Here is a 19,561-nt window from a genome sequence, read left to right as displayed (position 1 = left end):
TTCTAGTAAGGGACCGGTCGCCTTGCATCAAGCCACGAGCCAGTTGAAGAACGCCATCGCGCCCCAGACCAGGCCGGCGATCCAGGCCAGCATCACGATGCCGATGGTCCCGAGATAGGCGATGCCGAGCAGGTCGCCCCGTTGGCGTCGCGTCGGGACGTTGGCTGAGGCCGCTGCGTCTTGTGTCATGACGGAAAACACCATCGCTGCCTTCGCGCTTCTTGAAGCGTCGAGACATTCTTAACTGAGATGCCGGACCAGGACTGTGATGCCGTTCACAGATCGTCTGAATGAATCCCGGCCTCGAGGCTTCGCAATCAGCGCATGCAATGGGGCCGCGGGGACCGCGTCACCCCGCAATCATACGGACGAAATTGCCATGCGCTGGTCCAGATGGCGAGCTAGGGTCGGCCGCATGTGTACCAAGTACGATCCACAGCGTGAGGCCGAGGCCGCGATGAAGCGGGCCGCGGCATCGGAAGGCGACGACCGGCAACGCCTGATCCAGCTTGCTTTGGCCTGGCACGAACTTGCGCGCGACCGGCGCGACGAGCAGGCGGACTGAGGACATTTCGGGGAAAAATTGGCGGGGCAGGGCGAGGTCGGTCAGTTCCCCTTCAGCATGAGAAAGCCCCGTGCTCGGGGGACAAGCACGGGGCCCTTCAAAGCCGATCGGGGCTGGCGGATCGGCACCACTTGATTTCACGGCATCAACGCGCCCGTCGCGATCTCGTTCCGCCGGGCCTTCAGATTTATTGGACCGTGGTTATGCGCGGGGAGGCGTGCGGCGCTCGCGTTCAAGGAGGAACATCCGTTCCTTGCGGACGTTGGCTGGCTATGACCGACCCCGAGTTACGCGCACAGTCTTTCGAGATCGCCTGGAAATATCTCGATCGATCCGGCCTGCTCACAGGTGACCACCGGGAGTCAGCCCGCTTCATCCTGAACAGAATCGATCGCATGATGCTGCGCGGAGAGCGACGCAGATTGCTGCTGTCGAATGCGGCGATCGACGCCTACCGCTTGCGGCCGGGTGCCGGTGACGCTGAATGCGTGAACAAGCTGGTTGGGTGAAACGCGGCATTAAGAAATGCGCCGCGCTGATTTCTCCGGTTACGATTCGTGCTTCGGGAACGAAGCGGAGTCGGATCGTGAACAAACAAAAAGCCCCCGAAGGGGCTTTAAGTTTCAGGCGGCTTCCGTCTTCGGGACTGCGTCGGCATTCACCGAAAGCTTGACGACATCGCCCTCGACGGCACCGACATATTTCGTGTCGATGTAGTGGTGATGGTCCTTGTGACCTTCGGGGCTGTCCTTTCGCGTCAGCTTGATCCGGTTGCCCTCGACGCGGTCGACGGTGCCGACATGTGCGCCGTCCTTGCCGATGATCTTCATGTGCTCTCTGATGTCAGCCATGTGGTCCTCCTTGCTGAGGTCTCAACTGCGAACATCGACGTTCGTTGCAGCCGCCGCGCGTTGGACCCAAGGCGGTTTCAGCACGTTGAAATCCGATCGGATTCGCCAAGACGCGCATGGAGACCATTCAGGCCTATCTGGAACGCAAGCACGAGGAACTCGGGCTGTTGAACGACTGCCTGAGACGTCGGCTCGATTTGGCCCCTCCGCGATCGATCGACGAGGTCATCAGGTCCAAATTCCAGCTCACAGCGGCGCTGAGGGCGGAGCACGAGCTGCACGAGTGGAACGCGACGGAGACGGCCTGGTCGCATACGGCCGATCCCGTCAGCGGGCCTTTCGAATTCAGTTATGATTACCAGCGGGCCGATCTGACGGTGCGCGGTCCTTCCTTCTATGAGCTCGACTGCGGCTGCGCGAGCACGGCGATCTACACCGCGTCCGGCATGGCCGCGATCTCCGCCGTGCTGCTGGCCTCGGCGCAGATCGTCGAGAAGGCCGAGATTCTGGTGCTTCCAGGCTCGTACGGCGAAACGCTGGAGCTGATCCGGGGCTTTGTCCCGCATTTGCGGCTCGTGGCGTTAAGTTTGCCGCTGGGCCATGCGCTTGCTCGGGCGAATTCGCCGCGGATTCTTCTGTTGGATTCCTGCTCCGTCGCCGGCGCCTTTGATGCCGTGCTGCGCTGTGACGGCTCCGGTCTCGATCTCCTGATCTGCGACACGACGTGCTTTGCGGGCAGGTCGGGCCGGATCCGGCGCGTCCGGAGGTGGGCTCGGCGATACCGAATTCCGCTGGTGCTGGTGCGCAGTCACAACAAGCTCGATTCGCTCGGAGCGGAATATGGCCGCCTCGGCTCGGCGGTCTTCGTGAACGACAATCAGCACGAGCCACGGACGGAGCATCCCTGGACGCGTCTCGCGTGCGAAACGCGCAACGCGGTGCGACTGCTCGGCGGCGCGGCGTTGCCGGCGCATTTCCCGCCTTTTGTGGGCAGCGCGGCCTATTGGAACCTCACGCAGCGGCGCGTTGCGGCGATCCTGCGCAACGGCCGCAGCATGGCTCGCCATTTTGCTGCGAAGCTCCCGGAGCTCTCGGCCGAGCTTCATTTCGCCCACGGTCTCTACGTCACCCTTCGGGGCAGGCGGTCCCTCGACGAGGCGAGCGCCCGGCAGGCCGCCGAAAACATGAGCCACGACCTGCGCGCAGAAGGCTTCCCGATCCGCCATGCCGGCAGCTTCGGTTTCGATTTCGCGGCGACCGAGTGGTTTCACGACGCGACCACGGGCCGGTACAGCGTTCGCGTCGCAGTGTCGGATTTGCCGACGGAGGTGTGGAGCGATCTCACCGTGGCCATCGCGCGGTGGTGGCGGGCCCATCAGTCGGAAGGCTGATTGCATCTGAGGTCGTCATGCCCGGGCTTGTCCCGGGCATCTACGTTCTTTTTGCTGCGGCCAAGGCGTGGATGGCCGGGACAGGCCCGGCCATGACGATGCGGAGACTATGTGCCCAAAAACGGTCCGGCTCATACGGAGGGGTCCTCCACATAAGTCGGCAAGCGGTGAAGAATGAATGTTTCGCATATAAGCCCAGGCGGGCGCCTCGATCAGTCGAGCGCCAGGCAATGCTCGAGCTGCGGCTTGTCGTGGCCGCGACGCGTCCACTCCTGAACGGCGAAGGCCAGGTGATGCTGGCCCATCGCGGCGCCAAAGATGGAGGCCTGAGCCACCTTGATGGGCTTCGTGACCACATTGGTGTTCACCAGGCCTGCATCGATGGCCAGATACGACATCGCACCGATCGCCACTGCAGACGCGATCGCCATTCTCGTCAATTCGGATTGCTGCATCAAGAAAACCTGTCGGGCGGCGTCTCGCCCGGCGCATAGATAGGAGTGATCGGCGCGATGCAAAGGCCGGGGTATGGTTACCCACGCGTTCGTGAACAGCGGTTGATCTGGCAGTGGACTGGCGATCCCGGCAGGACTCGAACCTGCAACCCGCGGAGTAGAAATCCGCTACTCTATCCAGTTGAGCTACGGGACCGTCTGGAGCCGCCCCAGTTTGGGGGCTGGCTGTTCATCTAGCATGCCAATATGAAAAATATCGTCTTTCGCCAAGCCTGAACCGAACCGTTTTCCTTAATGCCGCGACAAAGCGAGACGGTGGCATGTCAGGGTGCCGGGTTGAGCGGCAGCGCAACGGACGATGGATCGCCGGGAGCGCTGAAAAGCTTCCGGGATGTGGCCGCCGGACGACGGGTCAGGTATGGCTGCGCTCAGGACGGCGTGCGCGGCGGTATCTCGATCGGTCCCCTCTGGGCTTGCCCAATTATGGCGAATGCGACGATTTGCACCTTTGGTTCCATCGCCTTGAGTCCGTCACCTTTCCGCGCACCTCATGCTGCCTGCGGGCGGCTTTCCGCGATTTCCGGGAGTCCATCATGATCGGTCTTGTTCGCGCCGTTACACTCTGCGCCGCGCTGGCGCTCGGCCTTTGCGCGGCGCAAGCCGCGGACAAGGCGTTCAAGCGCGACGACCTCGCCGATTCCGCGATCAAGCTGGAGGCCCAGATCAAGAGCGAGGCGGGGCCGGTCGCCAAGACCAGCGCGACGCTGAAGACGGACGCCGACGCCGCTTTCCGGCGCAACGATTATCGCACCGGTCTGTCGGTGCTCGGCCAGATCGCGGCCATCACGCCGGAAGACACCGGCAACTGGCTGCGGCTCGCCAAGGTCATCTTCCAGATCTTGCCGAAGAGCTCGAGCGAGCAGACCTTCCTGCTGGAGCGCGCCTCGACCGCGGCCTACATCGCCTACCAACGGGCCGGCAATCCGGGCGAGGAAGCCGATGCGCTCGCCGTGCTCGGCAAGTCGCTGGCCGAACGCAAGCTGTGGCGGCCGGCGCTCGATGCGCTGCGGCTCTCGCTCGACATGCGCGAGGTCGCCGATGTCCGCGGCCAATATGAGAAGCTGCGCGACGAGCACGGCTTCCGGCTGCTCGACTATACCGTGGATTCGGACTCGGCGAGCCCGCGCGCCTGCTTCCAGTTCTCCGAGGAGCTGGCAAAACGCACCGATTTCGCGCCGTTCCTGGCGCTGGCGGGGCAGGACAAGCCGGCGCTGTCGGCCGAGAGCAAGCAGCTCTGCGTCGACGGGCTGAAGCACGGCGAGCGCTACAACATCAATTTGCGCGCCGGCCTGCCGTCCACGGTGAAGGAAGGCCTGCCGAAATCGGCCGAGTTCAACATCTATGTGCGCGACCGCAAGCCGTTCGTGCGCTTCACCAGCCGGGCCTATGTGCTGCCCCGGACCGGGCAGCGCGGCATTCCCGTGGTCAGCGTCAACACGCCCGCGGTCAACATCAACGTGTTCCGGATCGGCGACCGCAACCTGATCAACACGGTGATCGACAGCGACTTTCAGAAGACGCTGTCCAGGTATCAGCTCACCGATCTCGGCGACGAGCGCGGCGTCAAGGTCTGGTCCGGCGAGCTTGCGACCGCGATGACGCTGAACCAGGACGTCACCACGGCATTCCCGGTCGATCAGGCGCTCGGCGAGCTTCAGCCTGGCGTCTACGTGATGACGGCGGCGGCCAAGGGCCCGGACGACGATTATCAGCTCGCCACGCAATGGTTCATCGTCTCCGATCTCGGCGTGTCGGCCTATTCCGGCAACGACGGCATCCACGTCTTCGTCAACTCGCTGGCCTCGACCGATCCGGTCGGCAAGGCCGAGGTGCGGCTGGTCGCCCGCAACAACGAGATTTTGGCCACCCGCAAGACCGACGACAGCGGCCATGTGCTGTTCGAGGCCGGCCTTGCGCGCGGCGAGGGCGGCCTGTCGCCGGCGATGCTCACGGTCACCGGCGAGAAGGCCGATTATGCCTTCCTCAGCCTGAAATCGTCGGCCTTCGACCTGTCCGACCGCGGCGTCTCCGGCCGCGCGGCGCCTGCTGGCGCCGATGCCTTCGTCTATGCAGAGCGCGGCGTCTACCGCTCCAGCGAGACCGTCTATCTCACCGCGCTGTTGCGCGACGGGCAGGGCAATGCCGTCACCGGCGGGCCGATGACGCTGGTGATCGAACGCCCCGACGGTGTCGAATACCGCCGCGCCGTGCTGCCCGACCAGGGCGCCGGCGGTCGGATGCTGGCCGTGCCGCTCAACTCGGCCGTGCCGACCGGGACCTGGCGGGTGCGCGCCTTCACCGACCCGAAGGGCTCCTCGGTCGGCGAGACCACCTTCATGGTCGAGGATTACGTCCCCGACAGGATCGAATTCGACTTGTCCGCCAAGGACAAGCTGATCAAGGCTAACGCTCCAGTGGAGCTTAAGGCGAACGGCCATTTCCTCTATGGCGCGCCGGCCTCGGGGCTTGCACTCGAAGGCGACATGCTGGTCGCGCCCGCGGCCGAGCGCCCGGGCTTTGCCGGCTACCAGTTCGGCGTCGCCGACGAGGAGACCAATTCGGACGAGCGCACGCCGCTCGAGAACCTGCCTGAGGCCGACGCCAATGGCGTTGCGACCTTCCCGGTGACGCTGGACAAGCAGCCGGCTTCGACCCGTCCGCAGGAGGCGCAGATCTTCGTCCGCATGGTCGAGACCGGCGGCCGCGCCGTCGAGCGCAAGATCGTGCTGCCGGTCGCGCCCGGCGCGGCGCAGATCGGCGTCAAGCCGCTGTTCGGCGACAAGAACGTCGCCGAGGGCGACAAGGCCGAGTTCGACGTGGTGTTCGTCTCGCCCGAGGGTGAGAGGCTGCGCCGCGACGGCCTGCGCTACGAGCTGCTGAAAATAGAATCGCGCTACCAATGGTATCGCCAGAACAATTACTGGGAGTACGAGCCGGTCAAGTCGACCTCGCGCGTTGCCGACGGTGACGTGACCGTTGCGGCCGACAAGCCGGCGCGGATTTCGCTCAGCCCCCAAACCGGCCGCTACCGGCTCGACGTGAAGTCGAGCGACGCTGACGGCCCGGTGACCTCGGTGCAGTTCGACGTCGGCTGGTATTCCGACGGCAGCGCCGACACGCCGGACCTCCTGGAGACCTCGATCGACAAGCCGCAATATTCCTCCGGCGACACCATGACGGTGTCGGTCAATGTCCGCAGCGCCGGCAAGCTCACTGTCAACGTGCTCGGCGACCGCCTGCTGACGACGCAGACCATCGACGTCAAGGAAGGCACCGCCCAGGTGAAGCTCCCGGTCGGCAAGGACTGGGGCACCGGTGCCTATGTGGTGGCGACGCTGCGCCGTCCGCTTGATGCCGCCGCCCAGCGCATGCCGGGCCGTGCGATCGGGCTGAAATGGTTCGGCATCGACAAGCAGGCCCGCACCTTGCAGGTGAAGCTGTCGCCGCCGGCGCTGGTCCGGCCGAATTCGGCGTTGAAGATTCCGGTCAAGCTCGACGGACTCAATCCGGGCGAGGACGCCAAGATCGTGATCGCTGCGGTCGACGTCGGCATCCTCAACCTGACCAATTACAAGCCGCCGGCTCCGGACGATTTCTATCTCGGCCAGCGCCGCCTGAGCGCCGAGATCCGCGATCTCTACGGGCAATTGATCGACGGCATGTCCGGCACGCGCGGCCAGATCAAGTCCGGCGGCGATGCGGGGGCCGGCGAATTGCAGGGCTCACCGCCCACGCAAAAGCCGCTCGCGCTCTATTCGGGCATCGTGACCGTTGCCGCAGACGGCACTGCGGAGGTGAGCTTCGACATTCCCGAGTTCGCCGGCACCGCGCGCGTGATGGCGGCGGCGTGGACGGCCACCAAGCTCGGCCGCGCCAACACCGACGTCGTGATCCGCGACCCAGTCGTGCTGACCACGACCCTGCCGCGCTTCCTGCTCAACGGCGACCGCGGCACGGTCAACCTGGAGATCGACAATGTCGAGGGCCAGGCCGGTGACTACGTCATCAACGTCAAGACCGGCGGTCCGGTGAAGATGACGGGCAATCCGGCGACCACGGTCAAGCTCGCCGCCAAGCAGCGCAATTCGTTCTCGCTCGCGATCGACGCGACCGCGGCAGGGCAGGCGACGCTCGACGTCGACATCAAGGGGCCGAACGGGTTGACGCTGGCGCGGCATTACGCACTCGACGTCAAGGCGGCGACGCAGGTCCTGGCACGGCGCTCGATCCGGACGCTGGCGAAGGGCGAGAGCCTGACGCTGACCTCGGACATGTTCTCCGACCTCGTGCCGGGCACAGGCAGCGTCTCGGTTTCGGCGAGCCTGTCGACCGCGCTCGACGCCGCGACGATCCTCAAAGCGCTCGACCGTTACCCCCATGGTTGCTCGGAGCAGATCACGAGCCGTGCCATGCCGCTGCTCTATGTCAATGACCTTGCGGCCGGCGCGCATCTCGCCATGGACACCGAGGTCGACCAGCGCATCCGCGACGCGATCGAGCGGCTGTTGGCGCGCCAGGGCTCGAACGGCTCGTTCGGCCTGTGGTTGGCCGGCGGCGACGACGCCTGGCTTGACGCCTATGTCACGGACTTCCTGACCCGCGCCCGTGAGAAGGGGTTTGCGGTGCCGGATGTGCTGTTCAAGAACGCGCTCGACCGCATCCGCAACTCCGTCGTCAATGCGAACGAGCCGGAGAAGGACGGTGGGCGCGATCTCGCCTACGGGCTCTATGTGCTCGCGCGCAACGGGGTCGCGCCGATCGGCGATCTCCGCTATCTCGCCGACACCAAGCTGGCCAATCTCGCGACGCCGATCGCGAAGTCGCAGCTCGCGGCGGCGCTCGCCCTGGTCGGCGACCGCAACCGCGCGGAGCGGGTCTATGGTGCCGCGCTCGACAGCCTGGCGCCGAAGCCGGTGCTGGAATTCGGGCGCACCGATTACGGCTCGCAGCTTCGCGATGCCGCGGCTCTGGTGTCGCTTGCCAGCGAAGGCAACGCGCCGAAGGCGACGCTGACGCAGGCGGTGTCCCGGGTCGAGACCGCGCGCGGGCTGACGCCCTACACCTCCACGCAGGAGAATGCGTGGCTGGTGCTGGCGGCGCGGGCGCCGGCCAAGGAGAACCTGTCGATGGAAGTGGACGGCGAGCCGGTCAAGACCGCGCTCTACCGCAGCTACAAGGCGGAGACGCTGAGCGGCAAGCCGCTGAAGATCACCAACACCGGCGATGCGCCGGTGCAGGCCGTGGTCTCGGTGTCGGGCTCGCCGGTGACGCCGGAGCCGGCGGCGTCGAACGGCTTCAAGATCGAGCGCAATTACTTCACGCTCGACGGCAAGCCGGCCGACATCAGCAAGGTCAAGCAGAACCAGCGCTTCGCGGTGGTGCTGAAGATCACCGAGGCCAAGCCCGAGTACGGCCACATCATGGTGGCGGACTATCTGCCGGCCGGCCTCGAGATCGACAATCCGAAGCTGGTCTCGTCCGGCGACAGCGGCACGCTGGACTGGATCGAGGACGGCGAGGAGCCTGAACATACCGAGTTCCGCGACGACCGCTTCACCGCGGCCGTCGACCGGGCCGCGGATTCCAAGTCGGTCTTCACCGTCGCCTATGTCGTGCGCGCGGTCTCGCCGGGCAAATACGTGCTGCCGCAGGCCTATGTCGAGGACATGTATAATCCCTCGCGCTATGGCCGCACCGGCACGGGGACGGTCGAGGTGCGGGCGGCGAAGTGAGGTGGTGATTGAATGAGCGCAACGGAGCCACACACTCAGTCGTCATGCCCGGGCAAGAGCGCGAAGCGCGTCTTCGCGCAGATGTCCCGGGCATCCACGACCTGTGGCATGGCCGGCAAGAACGTGGATGGCCGGGACAAGCCCGGCCATGACGGGCGGAGAGGGCGGATGGCCTTTCGCCTTCTCTCGACAGCCGCTCTCGCTTTCATCCTCGCCATCACCGGCTTCGTCGGTTGGGTCTACTCCCTCGGTCCGCTCCCCCTTGACGAGGCGCGGCAGGTCTCCACCACCATCGTCGACCGCAACGGCAAGCTGCTGCGAGCCTATGCGATGGCGGATGGCCGCTGGAGGCTGCCGGTCGATGCCAGGACCAACGTCGATCCGACCTATCTCAAACTGCTGCTTGCCTATGAAGACCAGCGCTTCTACGCCCATGACGGCATCGACCCGCTGGCGCTGGGGCGCGCTGCGCTACAGCTCGCAACGCGCGGCCACATCGTCTCGGGCGGCTCGACGATCAGCATGCAGCTGGCCCGGCTGATGGAGCCGCGGCGGCAGCGCTCGCTCTATGCCAAGCTGCGGCAGATGGTGCGCGCGATCGAGATCGAGCGCAGCATGAGCAAGGAACAGATCCTCGACCTCTATCTGGCGCTGGCGCCTTATGGCGGCAATCTCGAAGGCATCCGCGCCGCCTCGATCGGTTATCTCGGCAAGGAGCCGAAGCGCCTGTCGCTGGCTGAAGCGGCGCTGCTGGTGGCGCTGCCGCAATCGCCGGAGACGCGCCGGCTCGATCGCCATCCCGAGGCCGCGCGCAAGGCGCGCGACCGCGTGCTCGACCGCATGGTCGAGGAGCAAGTGGTCAGCGCAGACGACGCACGGCAGGCCAAGGCCGTGCCCGTGCCAAGACTGCGCAAGCCGATGCCGATCCTGGCGCCGCATGCCTCCGACACCGCGCTGTCGACGGTCAAGGATACGCCGGTCGTCAAGCTCACGCTCGATGCGAATTTGCAGAAGGTGCTGGAGCCGTTGGCGCGCGACCGCGCCATTGCGCTCGGGCCGAACATCTCGGTCGGCATCATCGTGGTCGACAATGAGAGCGGGGACGTGCTCGCCCGCGTCGGTTCGGCCGATTATTTCGACGAGAGCCGGGCAGGGCAGGTCGACATGACCCGTGCGATCCGCTCACCGGGCTCGACGCTGAAACCCTTCATCTACGGGCTCGCCTTCGAGGACGGCTTCGTTCATCCGGACAGCCTGATCGACGACCGGCCGGTTCGCTTCGGCTCCTACGCGCCGGAAAATTTCGACATGACCTTCCAGGGCACAGTGCCGGTGCGGAAGGCGCTGCAATTGTCCCTCAACGTCCCTGCGATCGTGCTGCTCGACCGGGTCGGCTCCAGCCGGCTCGCCTCGCGGCTGCGGCAGGCCGGCGGCAATCTGGTTCTGCCCAAGGACGAAGCGCCGGGGCTCGCCATGGGTCTCGGCGGCGTCGGCGTGACGCTGCAGGATCTCGCCCAGCTCTATGCGGGCTTCGCCCGCCTCGGCACCACCAAGCCGCTGCGCGAGGTCATGGCGGAAAGGGACGACCGCGAGCCGCTCCGGCTGCTGGATCAGGTTGCGGCATGGCAGGTCGGCAACGTGCTTTTGGGAACGCCGCCGCCGGAGAATGCCGCTCACAACCGCATCGCCTTCAAGACCGGGACCTCCTACGGCTATCGGGACGCGTGGTCGGTCGGGTTCGACGGCCGGATGACCATCGGCGTCTGGGTCGGCCGGCCCGACGGCGCGCCGGTTCCGGGCCTGATCGGGCGGGTCGCCGCCGCACCGATCCTGTTCGATGCCTTCGCGCGCAGCGGCAAGACGTTGGCCCCGCTGCCGAAGCCGCCCAAGGGAACGCTGGTGGCCAGCAACGCCAAGCTGCCGCTGCCGTTGAAGCGGTTCCGCCCCGTCGGGGAGCTGGTGCGGACCGGCCGCGAGCAGGCCCTGCACATCCAGTTTCCGCTGAACGGCTCGCGGATCGATATTGATCGCTCCGGCGGGCACGAGAGCGCCGCGATGCCGGTCAAGGTCGCCGGCGGCGTTCTGCCGATGACTGTCATGGTTAACGGCACGGCGCTTGGCGAGATCGACGGCCGCCGCCAGCGCCTGATCGATCCACCCGGTCCGGGCTTTGCACGGCTCACCGTGATCGATGCCACGGGCGCCGCGGACACAGTCGTCATTCGAATTCAATGAGCCTGCCTTAAGCGGTTGTGGCGATGGCGGTTTCAGCGTAAGCGGAACCAATGGCCGAGACCTACCCACCACCCCGTTTTGGAGCACCCCGCGAACCGAAATCGCCCGCAAATCCGGGCAGCGGGCTCGTGCGCATGCTCGACATCGTCACGGCCAGCCATGCGCGCGCGGTCGGCTTCCTGGTGCTGTGCGCGCTGCTGCTGTTCCTGCCGGGCTTCTTTACCATCCCGCCGATCGATCGCGACGAGGCGCGGTTCGCCCAGGCCACCAAGCAGATGGTCGAGAGCGGCGACTATGTCGACATCCGCTTCCAGGAGGACGTCCGCTACAAGAAGCCGATCGGCATCTACTGGTTGCAATCGGCCACGGTGGAAGCCGCCTCGATGCTGAAGCTGCCGAAGGCCGAGTTGCGGATTTGGGTCTATCGGCTGCCGTCGCTGTTCGGGGCGATCGGCGCCGTGCTCATGACCTATTGGGCCGCGCTCGGCTTCGTTACGCGGCGCGCCGCGGTGCTGGCGGCGCTGATGATGTGCGCCTCGGTGCTGCTCGGCGTCGAGGCGCGGCTCGCCAAGACCGACGCGATGCTGCTGCTCTGCGTCGTCGCCGCGATGGGGGCGATGGCGCGGGCCTATCTGTCCTGGCAGCGCGCCGAGGACGAGACGCGTCCGCCCTGGAGCTGGCCCGCGATCTTCTGGACCGCGCTCGCGGTGGGCATCCTGATCAAGGGCCCGCTGATCCTGATGTTCGCAGGCCTGACCATCGTTGCGCTCGCGATCCAGGACCGCGATGCCTCCTGGTTGTGGAAGCTGCGCCCGGTCTGGGGCCTCATGTGGATGCTGGTTCTGGTGCTGCCCTGGTTCGTCGCGATCTTCTGGCGCGCGGGCGAGGCCTTCTTTGCGGATTCCGTTGGGGGCGACATGCTGAGCAAGCTGGGCGCCCAGGAATCCCATGGCGCGCCGCCCGGGCTTTACCTGGCGCTGTTCTGGATCACGTTCTGGCCCGGCGCGCCGCTTGCGGCGATGGCGGCGCCCGCGGTGTGGCGGGCGCGGCGCGAGCCCGGCGCGCAGTTCCTGCTGGCCTGGCTGATCCCGTCCTGGATCGTGTTCGAGGCGGTGCTGACCAAGCTGCCGCATTACGTGCTGCCGCTCTATCCGGCGATCGCGATTCTCACCGCCGGTGCGGTGGAGCGGCGCGTGCTGTCGCGCTCCTGGCTGATGCGCGGTTCGGCCTGGTGGTTCGCGATCCCCGCGGCCGCCTCGATCATCGCGGTAGTCGGCGCGGTGATGCTGACGCGGCAGCCCGCCTTCGTGGCCTGGCCCTTCATCGCGGCGTCGCTGATCTTCGGCCTGTTCGCCTGGTGGCTCTACGACAACAATCGCGCCGAGCGCTCGCTGCTCAACGCGCTGGTCGCGGCCCTGATGCTGGCGGTGATTGTGTATGGCATCGTGTTGCCGTCGCTCACGCCGTTGTTTCCGAGCATCGAGATCGCGCGTGCGCTCCGCAACGTCACCTGCGTCGGGCCGAAGGCGGCTGCGGCCGGCTATCACGAGCCGAGCCTCGTGTTCCTGACGGGCACCCAGACCGTGCTCACCGACGGCTCGGGCGCGGCGGATTTCCTGCGGCAAGGAAGCTGCCGTTTTGCGCTGATCGAGCAGCGCTCGGAGCGCAGCTTCGTGCAGCGCGCCGAGGCGATCGGACTGCGCTACAAGGTCGGGACCCGCATCGACGGCTACAATTTCTCGCAAGGCCGCGCGATCTCGATTTCGATCTTCCGGTCGGAAGGTACCGAGTAGGATGTCGGCCTCGACCAGCCCCGCGCCGCGTCCGGGCTATGCCGCGCAATTGCTCGCCGTGTCGAGGCACGCGCTGGCGCAGCTCGTCCGCACGCCCTCGCATTCACGCCGCGCGGAAGCCGCGCGAAAGCTGGCGCGGCATTCGCTGTGGCTCAGCGCGGCCGGCGCGGCCCTCGTCATCGTGCTGATGGTCGCGTTCGACCAGACCGAGATCCAGCTGATGCCCGCGCGCGGCACGCCCGGCCTGTGGCCGATCCGCATCCTCACCGATTTCGGCAAGGACGAGTATCTGCTCTCGGTGTTCGGGGCCGCGCTGGTGGTGTTGGCGTTCGTTGCGGCAGGGCTTCACGGAACGCGCCGCACGCTGCTGCTCGGTCTCGGCACACGGCTGCAGTTTGTGTTTCTGTCGATTGCCGTGTCGGCATTCATTGCCGAGATCCTGAAATATTGCCTCGGCCGCGGACGTCCGTTTGTCGGCGGCAAGGCCAATCCGTTCAACTTCGTTCCGTTCGAGGGGACGGGGGCTTATGCCAGCTTGCCGTCAGGCCATGCCGTGGCCGCGTTCGCCCTGGCGTTCGCGGTATCGGCATTGTGGCCGCGCCTGCGCGTGTTCATGCTCACTTACGCAATCGTGATCTCGTTGACGCGGCTGGTGCTGGTCGCGCATCACCCGAGTGACGTCGTGGCCGGCGCCCTGGTCGGCACGGTCGGCGCCATGGCAGTCCGCTACTGGTTCGCGGCCCGAAGGCTGGGCTTTGCCATCCGCGCCGACGGCACCATCGTGCCGCTCGCGGGGGCGGTCTCGGGCCGCCTCAAAAGGGTTGCCCACGGGGCATCCGCCCCATAAAAGCGGCTGCCTGCCGGGACCGCCGGTTCCCGTGGCAGGCCAATTCCAACCACGAGCCTCACTTGTCGACGTCCCAGCCTTCGGTTTCCCAGCCTTCGGTTTCCATCGTCGTTCCCGTGCGCAACGAAGCCGACAACATCGCGCCGCTGATCGCGGAGATCGGCGCAGCGCTCGACGGCCGCTGGGACTACGAGATCATCTACGTCAACGACGGCTCGACCGATGCGACCGGCGAACGGATCACGACGCTGATGGCGCAGCGGGACAATCTGCGCCAGCTCCGCCATGCCAGATCAGGCGGCCAATCCGCGGCGGTGCGCAGCGGCGTGCGCGCGGCGCGCGGGGTGATCGTGGCGACGCTCGACGGCGATGGCCAGAACAATCCGGCCTTCCTGCCCGACCTGATCGCGGCGGTCGAGAAGGGAGCAGGGCGCGTCGGCCTCGCCGCGGGCCAGCGCGTCGGACGCAAGGACACCGGCTTCAAGAAATTGCAGTCGCGCGTGGCCAACGGCGTCCGCAATGCCATCCTGAAGGACGGCACGCGGGATACCGGCTGCGGGTTGAAGGCATTCCGGCGCGAGGTCTTCCTGATGATGCCCTATTTCGACGGTCTGCATCGCTTCCTGCCGGCGCTGGTCCGCCGCGAAGGCTACGACATCGCCTATGTCGACGTGATCGACCGGCCGCGCCATTCCGGCGTGTCGAATTACGGTTTCTTCGACCGGCTGTGGATCGGCATCTTGGATCTCGCCGGCGTGTGGTGGCTGATCCGCCGCAAGAAGCCGACACCAGATGTGATTGAGGTGAACGCATGATCATCCAATACGGTCAGGCGCTGAGCAACTATCTCTATGACGTCTTCGTCGCCAAGTTCGATTTCTGGCTGGCGTTCGGCCTCGTCGCGCAGCTGTTCTTCACCGCGCGCTTCCTGGTGCAGTGGATCGCGAGCGAGCGCGCCGGCAACAGCGTGGTGCCGATGGCGTTCTGGTTCTGCTCGATGGGCGGCGGCCTGATGACGCTGGTCTATGGCGTGGTGAAGCGCGAGCCGGTCATCATCCTCGGACAATCGCTCGCGACGGTGATCTACATCAGGAACATCATGCTGATCTGGAAGAACCGCGCCAGCGCCTCGAAAACGCTGGACCGCTGAGCGGAAGCGCTAGCGCGGCAACGCCGATGGCGCGCCGGCCGCGGGCAGGGTGGCCGTCTCGGCCTCGGTCCTTCGATACGGCTCGCCGGCCGCGTCCAGCACGGGATAGGCGACCGAGCAGATATGCGAGTGGATGCGCCTGAGGTCGCGCAGCACGTCGAGATGCAGCGACGTCGTTTCGATGGTTTCGGGACGGCCCTCGCGCAGGCGATCGAGATGCCGTTCGACCGCGGCAAGCTCGGTGTTGCGCAGCGCGGTTTTCTCCACCAGCAGCTTGCGGGCCTCATTGGCGTCGCCCGACATGAAGACGCCGAACGCGATCCGCAGCGAGTCCATCGTGCGCTTGTGGAAGGCGGCGAGCTCGTCGGCCCCTTCCGCAGAGAACTGGAAGCGCCGCTTGATCTTCTTGGTCGCGAGCTCGCTCAGACTCTTGTCGATGATGTCGCCGATATGTTCGAGATTGATGGCGAAGGAGATGATCTCCATCGCGCGCCGTCCTTCGCTCTCGTCGAGGCTGCCGCGCATCAGCTTGGTCACGTAGAGCTTGATGGCCTCGTCGAGACCGTCGACCAAGTTGTCCATCTTGGAGACCTGGTCGACCAGCGCACGATCGCCTGTCATCATCGCGGCCATCACCTTGCGCAGCATGACCTCGACGAGATCGCCCATGCGCAACGTCTCGCGGGCGGCGTCGGCGAGTGCCAGCGACGGCGTCTCCAGCGCGGTCTCGTCAAGATAGCGCGGCCGGGCCGGGTCGGCCTCCTGCACGCGATCCGGCAAGAGGCGGGCGAGCAGGCGCGACATGGCGTCGAGCAGGCCGATGAAGACGATGGCCGTGCCGACATTGAAGGCGATGTGGAAGGCCGCCGTCATCTTGGCGAGATCAGGCTGCCAGGCGTGCATATGCTCGGCGATCCCGCCGAGGAAGGGCAGGACGAGGGCAATGCCGATCACGCGGTTGACGAGATTGCCGACCGGCAGGCGATAGCTCGCGGGATCGTCACGCTTGCCGCCCTCGAGCACGGGATTGATGGCGCTGCCGAGATTGGCCCCGAGCACCAGCGCCAGCGCCGCGTAGGGCGTGATGAACTGCGAATAGGCCAGCGACATGATCAAGAGCACGCTGGCGACGCTCGAATGCACTGTCCAGGTGACGAGGGCGGCGATGACGATGCACAGGATGGGATCGCCTGTGATGGCCGACATCACGACGCGGACGCCGGGCGCGTTCTCGGCCGGCGCCAGCGTGTCGAGCAGGATGTGCAGCGAGAGCAGCATCAGGCCGAGGCCGATGCAGACGCGGCCGATGTCCTTGATCCGCGAGCGCGGGCCGGAGCGGAAGGCGACGAGGCCGAGCACGAACAGCACCGGCGCAACGGCTGCGATGTTGAACGACAACACCTGAACGATCAGCGTCGTGCCGACATTGGCGCCCAACATGATGGCAAGCGCGGCGGCGAGGCTGACAAGGCCTTCGGCCGCGAACGAGCTCGTGATCAAGGCGGTCGCCGTGCTGCTCTGGAGCAGGGCGGTGAGCCCGAGGCCGGCGGCAAAGGCGCTGACGCGGTTGCTCAGCGCCTTGCCAAGCAGGCGCCTGAGGTCAGGACCGAAGGCGCGCAGAATCCCGCTGTGGACCATGTGCAGGCCCCACAGCAACAGCGCCACGCCGCCCATGAGATCGAGCAGTACCAACGTTCCCATGCTCCGTGTCCGGATGAGAGTCGATTGGTGAGGCTAGCGCCAAACGTCAGTGGATCAAATCATTTGTTGGCGCGTCGGCGTTAACGTTTACGGCAGTTGCACGTTCCCGCGCCGTGCGTCCGTCGACGCACATTGGCGCGTCGGCAGGCGCATTGCTCAGTGAGCAGGCTCACATTGCCGCCTTGAGGGCAGCAAAGCCGCGATCGAGATCGGCCTTGAGATCGTCGGTGCTTTCGAGCCCGATGTGCAGGCGCAGAGCCGGCCCGCCGGGCGCCCACCTGGTCGCGGTGCGATAGGCGTCGCAATCGAAGGGAATCGCAAGGCTCTCGAAGCCGCCCCAGGAAAAACCCATGCCGAACAGCTTGAGCGTGTTGAGCATGGTGTCGACGGCCTTCTGCGGCGCCGGCTTCAGCACGATGCTGAACAGGCCGGATGCGCCGGTGAAGTCGCGCTTCCAGATGGCGTGACCGGGATCGGTCTCCAAACCCGGATGCAGCACGCGAGCAACCTCGGGTCTGGCAGCGAGCCAGCGCGCCATGTCGAGACCGGAGCGATGATGCTGCGCCAGCCGGACCGACAGCGTGCGCAGGCCGCGCAGCGCGAGGAAGACGTCGTCGGGACCGGCGCAGACACCGAGCAGGCGGATGCCTTCGGCAATTATCGGCCAGGCCTTGGCATTGGCCGAGATCGTGCCGAACATGATGTCGGAATGGCCGCCGATATATTTCGTTGCGGCCTGCATGCTGACGTCGACGCCCTGTTCGAGCGAGCGGTGATAGAGCGGCGTCGCCCAGGTGTTGTCGTCGATGACGAGCGCGCCGCGCGCATGCGCGACCTCGGCGATGGCGCGAATATCCGGCATCTCGAACGATTGCGAGCCCGGCGCCTCCACCAGCACCGCGCGGGTGTTCGGCTTGAACAGCTTGTCGATGCCGGCACCGATCAGCGGGTCAAAGTACGTGGTCTCGATGCCGTAGCGGGCGAGCATGCCGTTGCAGAAATTGCGCGAGGGCCGGTAGACGTTGTCGACGACCAGAATGTGGTCGCCGGCCTTCAGCACCGCGAGCAGGGTGGTGGAGATTGCCGACAGCCCCGACGGGACGATGCCGACGCCGGCGCATTGCGGCCCCTCCAGCGCCATCAGCGTCTCCTGGAACGCCTTGGTGGTGGGGGAACCGTGCCGGCCATAGGAGAACTCGCCGCGATGGGCGTGCAGGTCCTCGGCGGTGGGATAGAGCACGGTCGAGCCGTGGAAAACCGGCGGATTGACGAACCCCTTCTGCGCCTTGGTGTCGCGGCCGGAGGTGACCAGCCGGGTCTCGGCCTGCTGCTCTTGGGGGTGCGAGGAATCCATGCGTCTGCTTTCAAAACCGCGTTTCCGCTCGGGGCCTGGCGCCCGAGGGCCGGCCGAAAGGCCGCTGTCGTTAATAACAGAACACAGAAGAGTCCCGTCAACCCCTTGACCCGGCACGCCAGTCGTTCTGTGATGCGCGGGTGCTATTCAGTCGCCGCATGTTGAGGGGCCTGCCGCGACCTTCGATCCATCGTCTGACCGACCCTTGCGCCACAGCCCATCGCGGCGGGCGCCAGCGGCGGGGATTAAGGTATGGCCTCCCGGGATCGGCGAGTGTTCGGCAAGGTTTTCCAGCATGACTCTTGCAAGGCCGGACTTGATACGCCCGGCCCGGCAGGGATGATCCTGAGACAACGTTCCTTGAGACGACTTTGAAAGGCCCAAAGCCCATGAAACGCGTAACCCTGGCTCTCACTCTTGCTCTCGCCGCCGGTCTCTCCGCCCAAACCGCCGATGCGCAAACCCTCAAGACCGTCAAGGATCGGGGCATGCTGTCCTGCGGCGTCAGCCAGGGCCTGCCGGGCTTCTCCTCGCCCGATGACAAGGGCAACTGGACCGGCCTCGACGTCGACGTCTGCAAGGCAATCGCCGGGGCGATCTTCAACGATGCGAGCAAGGTCAAGTACGTGCCGCTGTCCGCCAAGGACCGCTTCACCGCGCTGCAATCCGGCGAGATCGACGTGCTCTCGCGCAACACCACCTGGACCATCTCGCGCGATACCTCGCTCGGCGCCAACTTCACCGGCGTGACCTATTATGACGGGCAGGGCTTCATGGTGAAGAAGTCGCTCAAGGTGAATTCGGCGCTCGAGCTCAACAGCGCCTCGGTCTGCGTGCAGACCGGCACCACCACCGAGCAGAATCTCGCCGACTACTTCAAGGCCAACAACATGAAGTACGAGGTGATCGCGTTCGGCACCAACGACGAAACGGTGAAGGCCTATGAGGCCGGGCGCTGCGACGTCTTCACCACCGACCAGTCGGGCCTCTACGCCAATCGCCTGAAGCTCGCCAATCCCAATGAACACATGGTGCTGCCCGAGATCATCTCGAAGGAGCCGCTCGGCCCGATGGTGCGCCACGGCGACGACCAATGGTTCGACATCGTGAAGTGGTCCCTGTTCGCGATGGTCACCGCCGAAGAGCTCGGGGTGACCTCGAAGAACGTCGACGAGAAGACCAAGCTGGAAAATCCCGAGTTGAAGCGCGTGCTCGGCAGCGACGGCAATTTCGGCGAACAGCTCGGCCTCACCAAGGACTGGGTGGTGCGGATCGTGAAGGCGGTCGGCAATTACGGCGAAGTGTTCGATCGCAATGTCGGCGCCGGCTCGCCGCTCGGCATCAATCGCGGTCTCAACAATCTCTGGAACAAGGGCGGTCTTCAGTACGCGCCGCCGATCCGCTGACCGCCCCTGACCCGCTGGCAG

General features: G+C 65.9%; 15 protein-coding genes and 1 tRNA gene. 10 read left to right on the top strand and 6 right to left on the bottom strand.

The window, feature by feature from the left end:
- Nucleotides 1–27: 27 nt before the first annotated feature.
- Nucleotides 28–189, bottom strand: coding sequence for a hypothetical protein (locus E4K64_RS40525; RefSeq protein WP_167772243.1), 162 nt, complete (start codon nt 187–189; stop codon nt 28–30).
- Between the two features lie 226 nt (nt 190–415).
- Here E4K64_RS40525 and E4K64_RS40520 point away from each other — a divergent pair, with 226 nt between their 5' ends.
- Nucleotides 416–565 carry a hypothetical protein gene (locus tag E4K64_RS40520; RefSeq protein WP_164718612.1) on the top strand — a complete coding sequence of 50 codons (150 nt, stop codon included), beginning with the start codon at nt 416–418 and terminating at the stop codon, nt 563–565.
- Between the two features lie 272 nt (nt 566–837).
- Nucleotides 838–1,074, top strand: a complete 237-nt coding sequence (locus E4K64_RS25130; protein WP_126257741.1) for a hypothetical protein — start codon at nt 838–840, stop codon at nt 1,072–1,074.
- A gap of 114 nt (nt 1,075–1,188) precedes the next feature.
- Here E4K64_RS25130 and E4K64_RS25125 read toward each other — a convergent pair whose 3' ends face one another.
- Complete coding sequence (locus E4K64_RS25125; RefSeq protein WP_027574503.1) at nt 1,189–1,416, bottom strand: DUF2171 domain-containing protein; 228 nt, start codon at nt 1,414–1,416, stop codon at nt 1,189–1,191.
- A 116-nt stretch (nt 1,417–1,532) separates the two neighbouring features.
- On the opposite strand from E4K64_RS25125, the gene E4K64_RS25120 reads away from it, so the two are divergent.
- The gene (locus tag E4K64_RS25120) at nt 1,533–2,807 is read left to right on the top strand and encodes a hypothetical protein (protein ID WP_135165891.1); all 1,275 of its coding nucleotides are present in this window, start codon (nt 1,533–1,535) and stop codon (nt 2,805–2,807) included.
- 212 nt (nt 2,808–3,019) lie between these two features.
- Here the strand turns inward: E4K64_RS25120 and E4K64_RS25115 are convergent, their stop codons facing one another.
- Together E4K64_RS25115 and E4K64_RS25110 are read right to left on the bottom strand one after the other, a co-directional pair.
- Nucleotides 3,020–3,262: a hypothetical protein gene (locus E4K64_RS25115; protein WP_135165890.1), complete on the bottom strand. Its 243-nt coding sequence runs from the start codon at nt 3,260–3,262 to the stop codon at nt 3,020–3,022.
- Between the two features lie 119 nt (nt 3,263–3,381).
- Nucleotides 3,382–3,458, bottom strand: a tRNA-Arg gene (locus tag E4K64_RS25110).
- A 397-nt stretch (nt 3,459–3,855) separates the two neighbouring features.
- Here E4K64_RS25110 and E4K64_RS25105 point away from each other — a divergent pair.
- The 6 genes from E4K64_RS25105 (at nt 3,856) to E4K64_RS25080 (ending at nt 15,079) form a co-directional block, all read left to right on the top strand.
- Nucleotides 3,856–9,054, top strand: coding sequence for an alpha-2-macroglobulin family protein (locus tag E4K64_RS25105; RefSeq protein WP_135165889.1), 5,199 nt, complete (start codon nt 3,856–3,858; stop codon nt 9,052–9,054).
- An 81-nt stretch (nt 9,055–9,135) separates the two neighbouring features.
- Nucleotides 9,136–11,289, top strand: coding sequence for a penicillin-binding protein 1C (gene pbpC / locus E4K64_RS25100; RefSeq protein ID WP_235884777.1), 2,154 nt, complete (start codon nt 9,136–9,138; stop codon nt 11,287–11,289).
- A 50-nt stretch (nt 11,290–11,339) separates the two neighbouring features.
- On the top strand, nt 11,340–13,082 hold the full coding sequence (locus E4K64_RS25095) for an ArnT family glycosyltransferase (RefSeq protein WP_135165888.1): 1,743 nt from the start codon (nt 11,340–11,342) through the stop codon (nt 13,080–13,082).
- Nucleotide 13,083: 1 nt separating this feature from the next.
- Nucleotides 13,084–13,929 (top strand): phosphatase PAP2 family protein, encoded by an 846-nt coding sequence (locus E4K64_RS25090; protein ID WP_135165887.1) that lies wholly within the window; start codon nt 13,084–13,086, stop codon nt 13,927–13,929.
- 62 nt (nt 13,930–13,991) lie between these two features.
- On the top strand, nt 13,992–14,744 hold the full coding sequence (locus tag E4K64_RS25085; RefSeq protein WP_167772242.1) for a glycosyltransferase family 2 protein: 753 nt from the start codon (nt 13,992–13,994) through the stop codon (nt 14,742–14,744).
- Entirely contained in the window at nt 14,741–15,079 is a 339-nt protein-coding gene (locus E4K64_RS25080) for a lipid-A-disaccharide synthase N-terminal domain-containing protein (RefSeq protein WP_135165886.1), read from the top strand. Before E4K64_RS25085 ends, E4K64_RS25080 begins: the two co-directional genes overlap by 4 nt.
- Nucleotides 15,080–15,088: 9 nt before the next feature.
- Here the strand turns inward: E4K64_RS25080 and E4K64_RS25075 are convergent, their stop codons facing one another.
- Together E4K64_RS25075 and metC are read right to left on the bottom strand one after the other, a co-directional pair.
- On the bottom strand, nt 15,089–16,780 hold the full coding sequence (locus E4K64_RS25075) for a Na/Pi cotransporter family protein (RefSeq protein ID WP_135165885.1): 1,692 nt from the start codon (nt 16,778–16,780) through the stop codon (nt 15,089–15,091).
- A 169-nt stretch (nt 16,781–16,949) separates the two neighbouring features.
- Nucleotides 16,950–18,134, bottom strand: coding sequence for a cystathionine beta-lyase (metC, locus tag E4K64_RS25070; protein WP_135165884.1), 1,185 nt, complete (start codon nt 18,132–18,134; stop codon nt 16,950–16,952).
- A gap of 389 nt (nt 18,135–18,523) precedes the next feature.
- On the opposite strand from metC, the gene E4K64_RS25065 reads away from it, so the two are divergent.
- Nucleotides 18,524–19,540 carry an amino acid ABC transporter substrate-binding protein gene (locus tag E4K64_RS25065; RefSeq protein ID WP_135165883.1) on the top strand — a complete coding sequence of 339 codons (1,017 nt, stop codon included), beginning with the start codon at nt 18,524–18,526 and terminating at the stop codon, nt 19,538–19,540.
- Nucleotides 19,541–19,561: the final 21 nt, after the last annotated feature.

Source organism: Bradyrhizobium frederickii (assembly GCF_004570865.1).
In the GTDB taxonomy this organism is placed as follows: Bacteria; Pseudomonadota; Alphaproteobacteria; order Rhizobiales; family Xanthobacteraceae; genus Bradyrhizobium; species Bradyrhizobium frederickii.
Note: the sequence above shows the minus strand (reverse complement) of the source record. Positions and strands in the feature narration are given on the sequence as shown.